General features: G+C 68.0%; 13 protein-coding genes. 7 read left to right on the top strand and 6 right to left on the bottom strand.

Going from position 1 to position 12604, the window contains the following annotated elements:
* Positions 1-12: 12 nt before the first annotated feature.
* The 3 genes from GA0070624_RS18455 to GA0070624_RS18445 are packed head-to-tail and all read right to left on the bottom strand — an operon-like array spanning position 13 to position 2670.
* Positions 13-846, bottom strand: coding sequence for a 3-methyl-2-oxobutanoate hydroxymethyltransferase (locus GA0070624_RS18455; RefSeq protein ID WP_091342764.1), 834 nt, complete (start codon positions 844-846; stop codon positions 13-15).
* 19 nt (positions 847-865) lie between these two features.
* Positions 866-1381 carry a hypothetical protein gene (locus GA0070624_RS18450; protein ID WP_091342763.1) on the bottom strand — a complete coding sequence of 172 codons (516 nt, stop codon included), beginning with the start codon at positions 1379-1381 and terminating at the stop codon, positions 866-868.
* 2 nt (positions 1382-1383) lie between these two features.
* Positions 1384-2670: an aromatic ring-hydroxylating dioxygenase subunit alpha gene (locus tag GA0070624_RS18445; protein WP_091342762.1), complete on the bottom strand. Its 1287-nt coding sequence runs from the start codon at positions 2668-2670 to the stop codon at positions 1384-1386.
* A 369-nt stretch (positions 2671-3039) separates the two neighbouring features.
* Between GA0070624_RS18445 and GA0070624_RS18440 the strand changes: the two genes are divergently transcribed.
* The 6 genes from GA0070624_RS18440 (at position 3040) to GA0070624_RS18415 (ending at position 8474) form a co-directional block, all read left to right on the top strand.
* Positions 3040-3801, top strand: coding sequence for a FadR/GntR family transcriptional regulator (locus GA0070624_RS18440; RefSeq protein ID WP_245718862.1), 762 nt, complete (start codon positions 3040-3042; stop codon positions 3799-3801).
* Positions 3802-4133: 332 nt separating this feature from the next.
* Positions 4134-4463 carry a DivIVA domain-containing protein gene (locus tag GA0070624_RS36445; protein WP_091342756.1) on the top strand — a complete coding sequence of 110 codons (330 nt, stop codon included), beginning with the start codon at positions 4134-4136 and terminating at the stop codon, positions 4461-4463.
* Positions 4464-4793: 330 nt separating this feature from the next.
* Positions 4794-5084, top strand: a complete 291-nt coding sequence (locus GA0070624_RS18430) for a hypothetical protein (RefSeq protein WP_091342753.1) — start codon at positions 4794-4796, stop codon at positions 5082-5084.
* A 53-nt stretch (positions 5085-5137) separates the two neighbouring features.
* The gene (locus GA0070624_RS18425; protein WP_091342751.1) at positions 5138-5662 is read left to right on the top strand and encodes a PadR family transcriptional regulator; all 525 of its coding nucleotides are present in this window, start codon (positions 5138-5140) and stop codon (positions 5660-5662) included.
* A complete protein-coding gene (locus GA0070624_RS18420) occupies positions 5659-6339 on the top strand; it encodes an ABC transporter ATP-binding protein (RefSeq protein WP_091342749.1) in 681 nt (226 codons plus the stop codon). Before GA0070624_RS18425 ends, GA0070624_RS18420 begins: the two co-directional genes overlap by 4 nt.
* A complete protein-coding gene (locus tag GA0070624_RS18415) occupies positions 6336-8474 on the top strand; it encodes an FtsX-like permease family protein (protein WP_091342747.1) in 2139 nt (712 codons plus the stop codon). Before GA0070624_RS18420 ends, GA0070624_RS18415 begins: the two co-directional genes overlap by 4 nt.
* A 479-nt stretch (positions 8475-8953) precedes the next feature.
* Here GA0070624_RS18415 and GA0070624_RS18410 read toward each other — a convergent pair whose 3' ends face one another.
* The 3 genes from GA0070624_RS18410 to GA0070624_RS18400 form a co-directional block, all read right to left on the bottom strand.
* Complete coding sequence (locus GA0070624_RS18410; protein ID WP_141715076.1) at positions 8954-9220, bottom strand: hypothetical protein; 267 nt, start codon at positions 9218-9220, stop codon at positions 8954-8956.
* Positions 9221-9507: 287 nt separating this feature from the next.
* A complete protein-coding gene (locus GA0070624_RS18405) occupies positions 9508-10269 on the bottom strand; it encodes an alpha/beta fold hydrolase (RefSeq protein WP_176731763.1) in 762 nt (253 codons plus the stop codon).
* Between the two features lie 438 nt (positions 10270-10707).
* Positions 10708-11202 (bottom strand): GNAT family N-acetyltransferase, encoded by a 495-nt coding sequence (locus GA0070624_RS18400; protein WP_091342743.1) that lies wholly within the window; start codon positions 11200-11202, stop codon positions 10708-10710.
* Between the two features lie 572 nt (positions 11203-11774).
* Here GA0070624_RS18400 and GA0070624_RS34095 point away from each other — a divergent pair.
* The gene (locus GA0070624_RS34095; RefSeq protein ID WP_141715075.1) at positions 11775-12155 is read left to right on the top strand and encodes a hypothetical protein; all 381 of its coding nucleotides are present in this window, start codon (positions 11775-11777) and stop codon (positions 12153-12155) included.
* Positions 12156-12604 lie beyond the last annotated feature (449 nt).

Here is a 12604-nt window from a genome sequence, read left to right as displayed (position 1 = left end):
GCCTCGCCCCGGTCAGCTCGCCGGGCCGCTCCGGATGCCGCCCTTGATCTGGCGGCCGGCACGCACGTCCTCGGCGTAGGCCGCGATAGCGTCGTAGCTGGTTCGCGCCACGTTGGCGTAGGTCTCCGGGGGATCGTCCAGTGTGGAGGCGGCATAGCCGATGGCGGCGGTGGCCATCCGGATCCGCCCGTCGAGCCACGGTCCACCACCGAACCCGCCCAGGACCGGGATCGAGACGGCACGCGCGACCTCCGCGCCGACGACCGGCCCGGAGTTGGTGAAGTTGAGCAGCGCAGCCCCCGCCGCCTCCATTCGCTTCGCCTCGGCGACCAGCTCGTCCTTCATCTCGACCGGCACCTGCGCGTCCGACCCCGGATTCGCCGTGTAGGGCACGCCGTAGCGCAGGGCCGTTTGCGGCGTGATCCCGAACTGCGCGAAGACCGGGATGCCCGCCCGGTTGACGGCGGTGACCGCGTCGAGGTGGTCCGAGGCGCCATCGAGCTTCACGAGGTCGACGCCGGCCTCCTTGACGAGCCTGATGGCGGCCCGTACCGCGCTGTCGGGTCCCTCCTGCAGCGGCCCGAAGGGAAAGTCGCAGCTGAGCAGCGCCCGCTTCACCCCTCTGCGGACCGCCTGGGCGACGACGATCATCTGGTCCATGGTCACCTCGAAGGGGTTCGACTGCCCCCAGAGGTTGACGCCGACGGTGTCGCCGACCGAGACGATGTCAACGCCGACCCGGTCGACGATCCGGGCCAGCTGATAGTCCCAGACCACCACGCCGACGATCTTCCGCCCGTCACGCTTCATCGCCTGGAGTGCCCGCAGGCTGACCTTCGTCGCCATTGCCGATCTCACCCCTGACCTAGGCCCGCAGCGCACTGAGCAACTCTGCCACGTCGTGCTCGTCACGCGTGACCATGAGCACCCGGGCGTGGGGCCGAAGGGCCGAGACGGTTGCCTCGGCGTCGTGCCCGTCGGTGATCACCACGCCGGCCGTCATGATGCCGCGGAGGGTGCACGCGTCACCGATCGCCTCCGCCGCGTTGGCACCGTCGTCCGCGGTCGCCACCATCACCGCGACGTCGGCGCCGGCGAGCTCGTCGCTGAGCCGGGACTCGGATCCGTCGGTGGCGAGCAGGACCACGTCCGCCAGGTCGCCGTTGCTGGCGGACAGCAGCGCCGGCAGCTTGCAGACGAAGAACCGGGCGCTGGACCACTGCTCCTCGGCGACCCGGCGTACGACCGCCTCTGCTCCGTCGTCGAGCGCTATGACGCAGGCCCCGCGCGACGGCGCGATCGGTGCGTTGATCCGGAAGCGGGCCTCGGCGGCGGTGGCCGCCCTGGCGCAGCTGTTGAGGAGTATCGGGCGGTTCGGCATGGCTACACCGTGGTCTGCGGGACGCCGGGGGTGGCCGTCACGGCGTCACCACACGCCTCGAGGAAGGACTCCTTCCTGGGCAGCACGACCGCGGCCGATCGCACCCGGTGGTGGGCCGGGTCGACCCCGGGCGGGGTCACCCCTTGGTCGCGCAGCGCGATAGCCGCCTTCCGTAGCTTCTGCCGGGCCTTGATGATGCCGCTGTCTGCGGCGACCAACCTCTCCTTGCTGCGGTCGACGATGGGGCCCATGCTCTCCTGCAGGGAAGCGTCCTGGATCGCGATGCCCTTGATCCCTGAGTAGTGCTCCCCGCGCTTCTGCGCCTCGCGGTCCATCAGGTAGTCGTTGTCCTTGTTCCGCACCGGCCGGTACGTGCCGGGGATGTTCTCGCTGTGCACCCCGAAGCCGTCGATCATGGCCTGGCGCTCTGCCGGCGTCAGCGCGCGGACCGGGTGGTAGTCGAAGGTGTAGACCCAGCAGTTCTCATCGTCGATCGGGACCCAGAAGTGGCCGTGTACCGGGTGGTCGCCACGCGGGGGGACCATCGTGAAACTCGGCATGATCCACGGCGTGATGCGCCAGTAGTAGTTGCCGTCCTCGGCGTTCCGGCGCGCGCCGACGAACAGCCCACCATCTGCCTCCGCGACCTCGAAGAACGGCTTCAGGTCGCCGATGTTGTACTGGTTGCCCTTGGCGCCCTTGAACAGCGGGTCGCTCTTGAGGGCCCCGGAGTGCAGCCACGTGACATGGCTCGAGTCGATGCCGCCCTCCAGCGCCTGCAACCAGTTGCACTCCTGCCAGCGCTTGGACGTGTAGGTCTGCTCCGGCGGCACCTGGATGAACTCGAACTCCGGCGGCGCCGGCCGCTTCGCGGGGTCGCCCATGTGCGTCCAGAGAATGTCGCCGACCTTGATCAGGGGGTACGCCCTGAGCTTGACGTTGGCGCAGAAGCTGCTGTTGTCCGCCTCGGACGGGACCTCGACGCACTGGCCGGTCACGTCGTACTTCCACCCGTGGTAGCTGCAGCGCAGGCCGCCCTCCTCGTTGCGGCCGAACCACAGGGATGCGCCGCGGTGCGCACAGAACTCGTCGATCAGGCCGTACCGGCCGTCGCTGTCCCGAAAGGCGATCAGACGCTCGGAGAGGAGCTTGATGCGCACCGGGGAGCAGTCATTCTCCGGCAGTTCCTCGGCGAGCAGGGCCGGGATCCAGTACTGCCGAAACAACTCGCCCATTGGCGTCCCAGGACCGGTCTGCGTCAAAAGCTCGTTGAGCTCTGGTCTGAGCATCTCGTCTTCCTCTCGACCTTCTGACCCCTGCCATGCGACTGGCGATCTGCGACAGCCCTGCACGACCACGCTCGGGAGGAGGACCATGCGCACCTCGCCACCGGCGTTGAAGTGCAAAACATCATACCATTGGGCCGTTCCGGCGCAAGCCCGTTGATCCACGAGTCCCGGCGGGGCTGGTGGATGGGCCCGGGCTGGTAGACGCGACGGCGGACGCCGGATTGGTCGACGCGGACAGCCGACGACAGACCGACAGTTGACCATGGGGCGGCGCACAATGCCGGAAGTTGGTTCAGTGGTATGACATTATTTCCGTCAGGCCCCAAGGACTTGAAGACGGACGGCCACCGAATGCGAGGAATGAGCGTCGTGACATCTGGAAAGACCGAGCAGGCCGGCCCCGGCGGTGACGTCGACATGTTCAAGGCCGTGTCGCTCAACCGCGTGTCGCAGGCCATCGTCGAACAGGTGAAGCTGCTGCTGCGGCAGGGCCGACTCAAGCCCGGGGACCGGCTGCCCAGCGAGCGGGAGCTGTGCGAGCGCTTCGGGGTCAGCCGGGTGACGGTGCGGGAGGCCCTGCGCGTCCTTGAGGCCGGCGGTCTCATCGACATCCGCGTCGGCGCGCGCGGGGGCGCGTTCGTGACGTCGCCGACGTCCCAGCAGATCGGCGAGGGCCTCGCCGATCTGCTCAACCTCTCGCCGCTCACCGCGGCCCAGGTCACCGAGGCGCGACAGGTCTTCGAACTCGGCATCGTTCCGCTGGTCGTCGAACGCGCCACCGACGAGGACATCGTGGCACTACGCGACATGGTGCGCAGCCAACAGGCGGCCCTCGACCGCGGCGAGTACGTCATGTCCATGTCCGCCGACTTCCACGTACGGGTGGCGGCCTGCACGCACAACCCGGCCATCGAGATGCTCGTGCAGTCGTTCCACGGTCCGTTGCTCATGTCGCTGCTCAAGGCACAGGTGGTGGAGCCGCTCATGGGCCACCGCGGCTCCGAGGAACACAGCGCCTTCGTCGACGCGATCGCCGCCCGCGACGTCGAGTGGGCCCGGTCGATCATGCGCGAGCATCTGCAACGCACCGCCGACCGGGTCAGTGAGCCCGCTGAGGCCCCACAAGCCTGACCTGGGTTGCCGGCTGCCCGTTGACTGGCCGCCCGATGGTCATCTATGAACGTGGGTAGCCTTGCCAGTCCCGGTCGGGAGGCAGCACATGCGTCTGAAGCGTTGGTCTGTGGCGGGCCTCGTAGCCGTACTTGACCGCGTCATCGTCTTCCCGGAGAGCACCGGCTGGCCGTGCCCCCGAGACGGTGATCATGACGACTTTCGCCGGGTACGGATGACGCAAGCGCCCGAGGCCGACTCGCCTCAGGCTGCCACCACCCGGCCCTGATGGGCGCAGGGCGTGGCATGGCTTGCATACGATCAGGCCCTCAGCACAAACCTGGGAGCAAGCCATGCCCAACCTCACTCCAGCCGACGTCCGGAACATCGCGTTCAGGAAGCCTCCGCTAGGCAAACGCGGGTACGACGAGGAGGAGGTCGACATGTTCCTGGATGCCGTCGAACGGACCATCGCCGCGTTGACGGAGGAGGTGATCTCCCTGCGTGCGCAACTTGGTAACGGCGCCCCCTCACCTGCGGCGCCCATGCCGAGTGGTGGACAGGGCGCGGTGTTCGCGGAGCTTGAGCAAATCAAGAATCGGCTCGCGCGACTCGAGGCTACTGTTGCCGGTGGCGGCCTGAGACCGCCCACGGGCGATCCGCAGTTCGGCAACGGTTGGTAGCCACCATCCGTCCGCGGATACGCGGACCCCTGACCATCCGCATCGACCTGAATCCGATCTGTACTCCGTCGCAGCGGTCGTCGGCCCGCCGATCGCGGCGCCACTGCTGTTCTCCGCCGGCGTTCAGTGGGCCATCGCCCTCAACGCCGCTTCGTTCCTGGCGTTGCGGGCCATCCGGCTGCGTCCGGTGGGCGCGTCGGCGCAGGTGACCAACGCGGCCGTGGCCGCACCCGCCGGAGAGACGCCCTCGCGGGTCGGCTTCCTCCATGAGATGGCGGACGGCTTCCGCTTCTTCGTCCGCAGCCCGGTACTGCGTGCAGCCGGTAGGCGGTGACCATCGCCATGTTCGGCGTCGGGGCGCTGAACGCCCTCGATGTCTTCTTCGTGACCGACAACCTGGGGATCGATGCGAGTTGGCTCGGCACCCTCGGTGGGGTGTTCGGAATCGGCTCCGTCATCGGTGCGGTGATAGCGACAGCCGCCGCATCGAAGTTCGGCGCGGCCCGGATGTTCTGGACGGGCATGGTGCGGCTCGGTGTCGTCATGATCGCGTACTCCCGGATGACGTACCTTCCGGCGGCCACGTGGTGCTGGCTTTGGCGGGCATCCCGCTGTCGGTAGGCAACGCAGCAAGGGTATATACGCGAGGTATACCCTCGGTGTAGTCTCCCGACATGAGCGTTCCCCTTACCCTTCTCGGCCTGCTGGAACGAGAGCCCAGTCACGGGTACGACCTGAAGCGCGACTACGACGCCTACTTCGGGCGTGGCAAGCCGCTGCCGTTCGGCCAGGTCTACGCGACCCTCAGCCGGCTAGCCCGCGACGGCAAGGTGGTGATCAGCGAGGTCGGCCCGGGCGCCGGACCCGACCGAAAGCGCTACATCATCACAGACTTGGGCGCGACCGAGGTCGACCAGTGGCTGACCCAGCCGGTCGAGCCGGAGCCGCACCTGCACACCGTGCTCTTCGCCAAGGTCGTGCTCTCGCTCATGCTGGACCGTCCCGCCGGCGAATACCTCGACACGCAGCGCCGCGCCCACCTGCAGCGCATGCGCGAGCTCACCGAGATCAAGCGCGCCGGCAGCCTGGTCGACGCACTGCTCGCCGACCATGGCCTGTACCACCTGGAGGCGGACCTCCGGTGGATCGAGATGACCGCCGCCCGGTTGGACGCCCTGAAGAAAGCGGTGCGGCCATGACCGTCGCGATCGAAGCGCGCAACGCGATGTTCTCGTTCGGCAAGACCCCCGCCCTGCGGGGTGCGAGCATCGCCGTGGACGCCGGCGAGATCCTCGCCATCATGGGCCCCAGCGGCTCGGGCAAGTCGACGCTGCTGCACTGCCTGGCCGGCATCCTCGTTCCCGACTCCGGCGAGATCCTGTTTGGCGGGGCCCGGGTCGACTCCATGAGCGAGACCGAACGCAGCAGCCTGCGCCGGGACCGCTTCGGGTTCGTGTTCCAGTTCGGCCAGCTCGTCCCCGAGCTCACCGCAGCGGAGAACGTCGCCCTGCCGCTGCTGCTCAACGGGGTCCGCCGGACGGAAGCGCTGCGCAAGGCGCACGGCTGGTTCGAGCGGCTCGGCCTGGACGGCATGGAGCAGCGCCGGTCCGGCGAACTGTCCGGCGGGCAGGCCCAGCGCGTCGCCCTCGCCCGCGGCCTGGTCGCCGGGCCGGAGGTCCTCTTCGCCGACGAGCCGACCGGTGCGCTCGACTCACTCACCGGCGAGCAGGTCATGGACCTGCTGGTTGCCGCGGCCCGCGAGCAGGGCACCACGGTCATCCTGGTCACCCACGAGCCACGGGTCGCCGCGTACGCCGACCGCGAAGTCATCGTCCGCGACGGGCGCGTGAACGCGCCGGATCGGGTTGCGTCATGATTGGCTTCGGGCTACGCCTCGCCGTGGCCGGCGGTCGTGAGGCGCTCACCCGCCTGGTCATCATCGCCACCGCCGTCGCGGTGGGCGCCGGGGTGCTGCTGGCCACGCTCGCCGGAGTGAACGCCGTCGACGCGCAGCTCACGCGGTACGCGTCGATGTTCCCCACCCCGTCAACCGGCGGCGACGCGGATCCGCTGTGGTGGTCGACGCGCCAGGACTACTTCCACGGCAAGCAGATCATCCGCATCGACGTCGCCGCGACCGGACCGAGCGCCCCCACCCCCATCGGCATCCCGAAGACTCCAGGTCCGGGGGAGTACTACGCCTCGCCAGCGATGCAGAAGGAGCTGGCCGCCAATCCGGCCGACCAGCTCGACGACCGCTACCCCGGACATGCCCTCGGCACGATCGGCCCGGCGGCGTTGACGTCGCCGGACGTCCTGCTCATCATCGTCGGCGGCACCCCCGACGAGGTCGCCGAACTACCCCTCGCCAAGCAGCTCACCAGCGTCGGTGACAACGCTCCCGCGCTCCCCGAGACCGTGGTCAACCTCATCATGGGCGTGATAGCCGGTGGGCTGCTGTTTCCAGTGCTGATCTTCATCGGCACGGCCACCCGGCTCAGCGCCGCCCGCCGCGAGCAGCGGTTCGCCGCGATGCGTCTGGTCGGCGCGACGCCGCAGCAGATCTCGATCGTTGCCGCGGTCGAGGCGGCCGCCGCGGCCGTCGCGGGTACCGCACTCGGGTTCATCCTGTTCTTCGCGTTCCGCGGCTGGCTCGCGAGCATCCCGTTCACCGGCATGCCGTTCTTCCCCAGCGACATGTCGCTGACTGTGCTGGACGTTCTACTCGTCGCGTTGGGCGTCCCGGCCGGCGCGGCGGTGGCGGCGCGCATCTCGCTGCGCCGCGTGCGGATCTCCCCGCTCGGCGTCACCCGGCGGGTCACCCCACGCGCCCCGCGCGCGTACCGGATGATCCCGCTTGTGCTCGGCGTCGCCGTGCTGACGTTCGCCATCGGTCACCGGCCCGAGACATCGGACGGCCAGACCGCGGTGTTCCTGCCCGGGCTCTTGCTCATCATGGCCGGCCTGGTCATCGCCGGCCCCTGGCTGACGATGGTCGGCGCCCGGATCATGGCGCGACGCGCCACCCGCCCTGCCACGCTCATCGCCGCGCGACGTCTCGCCGACAACCCGAAGGCCGGCTTCCGGGCCATCAGCGGCATCATGATCGCGCTCTTCGTTACGAGCACCGCCATCGGCGTGATCACCACGATCGTCGCCAACCGCGGCCCGGCACCGATCGGCTCGACCGACGCCGCCACCCTGTCCACCGCCTTCGTCAACAACCCGCCGTCAGTGCCCGACACGATCCTGGCTGACCTTCGCTCCGTCCCCGGCGTGCGGAGCGTGATCGTGATCCGCGAAGACCCGGCCCACGCCAGCCCCGGGGTGGTCGCGTGCACCGACATCCCGAAGGCGTACGGCCGGTGCGCCGACGAAGCCGAGGTTGCCGAGGTGCCCTTCCGCGGAACGGCGTCGCCCACGAGGGTCTGGCCCGCCTCATCGGTCCCACTCGGCGACCTGGAGGGGCTGCCGGTGGCGTCGATCGGGGTCGGCACGGACGGTTCGGCCGCAGCAATCGAGCGCGCGCGCACGACCCTCGAGGTGGCCTACCCCTCGGCCTTCTGGGTGGCGCCGAACGTCCCCGGCGACTTCGAGGCGGACTTCGCCGACACGCTGCGTGGCTGGCAACAGTTGGCCAACGTCATCATCATCGCCAGCCTCGCGCTCGCCGGCTGCAGCCTCGCGGTCAGCGTGATCGGCGGACTCACCGAGCGCAAACGCCCGTTCAGCCTGCTCCGCCTCAGCGGCGCGCCGGTGCGGGTCCTGCGCCGCGTGGTTGCGCTCGAAAGCGCCGTACCGATGCTCGCCGTCGCCGTGGTCGCGATCGGGATGGGCTTCCTCGCCGCACAGCTGTTCCTCAAGGCGCAGATGGACTACACGCTCACCGCTCCGGGCGTGGGGTTCTACGCGATTGTCGTCGTCGGGCTGGCGGCCTGCCTCGGCATCATCGCCTCCGCCCTGCCGTTGCTGGAGCGCATCACCGGGCCGGAGACCGCACGAAGCGAATGATCCTGAGCTATCGAGGCTGCCCCCCAAGCCGCGAGATATCACCACCGTTTGCGCAGGTCAAACCCCGTGACGCGTCACTCGGCGTGGTATTGATTTCGGCGGTGGACGTAGCCATGCGAACCGGGCGAGACGCCCTCTGACCTAAGCCGGGGCGCTTCATCGATGGCCATCGGTTCGTCACTACTGGTTCGCCTCAGACGGCCTGGAGACGGCATGATCTTGATTGCCCTGTCCGACACTCGGCAACAGGTATCGGCTGGCCTGCCGGTCCCGCTACGGACTGGGCCTTCTTAGCTGCCACGAGGGTCCTCAGCCATGCCGGCTCGTCCGCTGGCGTCCGTGCCCGCGGTCCCCTGTGTCCGACTGTTGACAGCCGCAAAACCGAACGGGTAATGGGCGTCCACTCCTGCGGCCAGTCACACTCGCGCAGTGAAGCACCGCGCTCCCCCACCGGCCGGCGTCCTCTCGAAAGCCAAGCGCTACCCGGTGAGGTTCGTCGGGGCCATCTTCGCGGTGCTGCTGCTCCTCTGCTTTTGCGGTAACGCTCTAGGCGAGTTCCTCGGCGACGACAAGCCGACGGCCACCCCTTCGGTGAGCGCGAGTGCGGCCCCCATCGCCGCTGTCCCCTCCAACTCCGTCCCGGCCAGTCCATCGCCGACGCCTAGCAGGACGGCGAAGCCCACCCCGAAGCCGACGCGCAGCCCCCAGTCGACGGTGAAGCGCACCACCCACCCGTCGATGCGCAACGGTGTGCACCCGGGCGGGTCCTGCAAGGCGGCCGGCGCGGTAGGACGCACCAGCACAGGGAAGCTGATGGTGTGCAAGCGCTCCGCCGGGGACAATCGGCTGCGGTGGCGGCCCGCCTGACCGCCGCCCGGATAAGGACTTCACCTTCTAGAACGTCCCTATCTGCCGCTGGTCGTGTGTTGGAGGCTCAGGTGGTGGCGCACGTCCGAAACTGCTGATGAGAGAACCGTGGGCAGTGGTCGCCGATGGATACTGGCTCCATTGCCGAACGGGCCGAGGGGTTCGGTCAGGCGGATAAGAAATCGCGTAATCGGGCAGTGGCGAGGTCCGGCCGTTCTTCGGGCAGGAAGTGGCCGCAGCCGGACACGAACTCGACATCCAAGGCGGGCGCGTGCTGCTCGAAACCGGTGATGTAGGACCTGGGCACGTAAAAGTCCTCGTCGCCGAAGACGAGACGGGTCGGCACGCTCAGGTGGTCGCCGTGGTAGCGGCGGCGGAGAAAGATGTCATTCGCGGCGCGCAGATAGCTGCGATACAGCAGGCAGGAGGCACGCGCACGAGCCGGATGTTGCAGCCGGCGCGCATAGACCTGGACGTCATCGGCGCTGAGCACATGCTGGCGCCCACCGAGTCCGACGAACCAGGGTAGGAAGCGCGGGTCAGCGACGACGCGAGGTCCGAGCGGGCTGGCGATCGCGATCACGTACCAGGTGCGCCACAGCGAGGCGATCACCCCCGGAGTGAGCGGTGCCCACAGTGGTGGCGCGTTAAAGACGACGATGTGAGAAAATCGCTCAGGGTGTGCGACGCCGAGCAGAAATGCCGTGAAGCCGCCCCAGTCATGACCGACAAGCCGCACACGCTCAAGTCCCAGGGCGTCGAGCAGCGCCAAAGCGTCGGCTGCGTAGCTCAGCGGGTCGTAGCCGTACCCGGGCGTATCGCTCCAACCGAACCCGCGCAGGTCGGGCATCAGCAGCCGATAGTGCCCCGACAACTCGGGGACGATACGCCGCCAGCAGTACCAGTGCTGTGGCCAGCCATGCAGCATGAGGACAGCGTCCCCGGTGCCAGCCTCCGCGAGGTGAAGGCCTACCCGGCCCTTCGCCCCCGCGACGTCCACGAAACGATGCGTCACAGCCGGTACCGACGGAAGATCTCCGTTGTCAGCACCGCTTCTCGGCGCGGCCGGCATGCCCGTACTGTCGCATGCGCTGGTCGTGTGATCAACCCGCCGCGGGAGCCCGGTCCGACCAACTGACTCCTGACATCGGCAGCATCCGCAACTGCGGCCGACCGGGACGTCTTGACCGGCATCGATGATCGCATGTCCCCAGCAGTCGGCGGCGCGCCAGTTACGCAGTGTGACAGTAGAGCCGGCGAGAGTCCGCCGACTGTCGCCCTTCAAATGAAACCGATGTGTAACGCGTCAAGTGGAGCCCGATACGCCGGCAGCCGGCCTGTCGTACTCTCCATCGCCGGCCGACCGCTAAGCCACGAGACTCTTGACCATAATGTGCTCTCGACGCACGCCGTCGGGCATGAGGTCGCCTAGCTCACCCGTGTCGCGGAAGCCGTTCCGCTGGTAGAGCGCCCACGCGCTCTTGTTGCCCTCCACCACGGCCAGCCGCAGCGTCCCCGCGCCCACCAGCCGGGCCCACTGCTCGACCGCCCGCACGAGGTGGTCGCCCACGCTCCGACCACGTCCCACCGGCGCCACGTACATCGAGATCAGCTCGACGACCCCGTCCTGATCGGTCGGCACCCCGCTGGCCATCCCGACGGGCTGCCCGTCGAGCATCGCCAAGATGTTGTACGAGCCGGGTATGGCCAGCCGACCGCGCCAGCGTTCCTCGCGGTCGCCCTCGCCCTGCCAGTCCGCCAGCTGGGCACCGAACGCGTACGCCGCCTCCGCCAGCGCAGCGAGCCGCAGCTCCCGCCACATCTTCCAATCGCCCTCGCTGAGCACACGCGTCTCGATCATGTGTGGAAGGGTGCCGCAGGTGTGGGGAGCAGGCAACCTGGTATCCGGTGACGCGGTGTGACGAACACGCTGAAGTACCTCTCCCCCGCGACCGGTATCCATGACGACCGGCGCAACGGGATGCACGTTCCCCCGGCGCACGTACGTCAGCGCCCCTCGGAGCGACAGAAAGCCCTGATCAGGGCCATGTCGTCGCTACTTGGCGTTGTATTGATCAAGGGTGAGGGCATAGTCGATGAACGTGGACAAGATGCCGCCTGAGCTGGCCGTTCGTTGGTGATCGGTGGTCATTGTTCGTCGCCCTCGGTCCGCCTCTGACGGCCTGGATACGGCCTGATCTTGGGCCCCCCAGAGGCGGCACGTCAGGAAGACCGCTTGACCCCCGGCAAATGCGGTCCTGTTCGGCTCGCCCCACTGGCCAACGCTGGTCACCATGGGTTCGGCATGGCTAGTCGGTTGCTGAACTACTCGCCCTCCGCCTGCCGGAAGCCTCCCAGCTCCCTTGCGTACGGACTTCGACTAGTATCGGCCTCCGTTGACTCGAAGGAGAGGGGCTTACGCTGCCGCCGTGGTTGACCTCACTCCTAATCACAATGGCCGTCCTCGTTGGAACGGCCGGCCTGGAGATCTGGTTAAAGTACTGCACTCGCCCTCTCAACCGGGAGGATGCCGTCTTCTGGCCAACGTGGATAGCTGCTGCTTGTGTCACTCTGGTTGGTGCAGTCATTGATGGCGTTGCCAGGAAGCTAGATGTCCCGGTCGCCCAAGCGGTTCTGGCGTTCATCGCTGTAGGATTTGGCTTCGGATTCCTGCCCAAGATCCTTGAAAAGAGCGCCTACAACGGATCGCACCAAATGAGAAACTGGTGGTGGATTCTGGGATCCAACGCCGTCGCGGTCATCGTCCTCCTAAGCGCCGTGACAGTGGGGGTGAAGATCTATGACTGGGCGTAGTAGGAAGCAAAAGCGTTCCCGAGACCCAAACAAGCGTGCGGCTCAGCAGACCATCGCCTATGCCACTATCAGCACCACAGTGGCGATGCTGTCAGCGCTTGTGAGCATATTCATCAACCTTGGGGCAAAGGGCACTCTCTCCGTAGTGGCCGTTCTCGGAGCCACGCTGTCGCTCACGTTGGCGATTCGGAAGATTATGTCCAACCAATCGGATGACGATCGTGACTGACGACATCCTCCTCTGCCATCCCGGAGTGCCTGAGCGCTCCGCCGGAGGCACGTCAGTGGTCGTCGCGCTCGACGCCGAAGCCCCGGATCTGCCACTAACCATGGCGGTCCGGGGCTCCGTCGTATGTCGCGCCGCCGGCGGGCTAACACCGGCGCGCTGGCGGCCGACGGCCAGAGGCGCGACGGCGGGCCATCGGCCCGGCCCAGGTTCGGCGGCGCGA

It is taken from the genome of Micromonospora rhizosphaerae (genome assembly GCF_900091465.1).
Classification (GTDB): domain Bacteria; phylum Actinomycetota; class Actinomycetes; order Mycobacteriales; family Micromonosporaceae; genus Micromonospora; species Micromonospora rhizosphaerae.
Note: the sequence above shows the minus strand (reverse complement) of the source record. Positions and strands in the feature narration are given on the sequence as shown.

Excerpts from the sequence above, each read along its gene's own strand:
- GA0070624_RS18455 (WP_091342764.1), bottom strand. The coding sequence starts at position 846 with ATGGCGACGAAGGTCAGCCTGCGGGCACTCCAGGCGATGAAGCGTGAC.
- GA0070624_RS18450 (WP_091342763.1), bottom strand. The coding sequence starts at position 1,381 with ATGCCGAACCGCCCGATACTCCTCAACAGCTGCGCCAGGGCGGCCACC.
- GA0070624_RS18445 (WP_091342762.1), bottom strand. The coding sequence starts at position 2,670 with ATGCTCAGACCAGAGCTCAACGAGCTTTTGACGCAGACCGGTCCTGGG.
- GA0070624_RS36445 (WP_091342756.1), top strand. The coding sequence starts at position 4,134 with ATGCCCAACCTCACTCCAGCCGACGTCCGGAACATCGCGTTCAGGAAG.
- GA0070624_RS18425 (WP_091342751.1), top strand. The coding sequence starts at position 5,138 with ATGAGCGTTCCCCTTACCCTTCTCGGCCTGCTGGAACGAGAGCCCAGT.
- GA0070624_RS18420 (WP_091342749.1), top strand. The coding sequence starts at position 5,659 with ATGACCGTCGCGATCGAAGCGCGCAACGCGATGTTCTCGTTCGGCAAG.
- GA0070624_RS18415 (WP_091342747.1), top strand. The coding sequence starts at position 6,336 with ATGATTGGCTTCGGGCTACGCCTCGCCGTGGCCGGCGGTCGTGAGGCG.
- GA0070624_RS18405 (WP_176731763.1), bottom strand. The coding sequence starts at position 10,269 with ATGCTGCATGGCTGGCCACAGCACTGGTACTGCTGGCGGCGTATCGTC.
- GA0070624_RS18400 (WP_091342743.1), bottom strand. The coding sequence starts at position 11,202 with ATGATCGAGACGCGTGTGCTCAGCGAGGGCGATTGGAAGATGTGGCGG.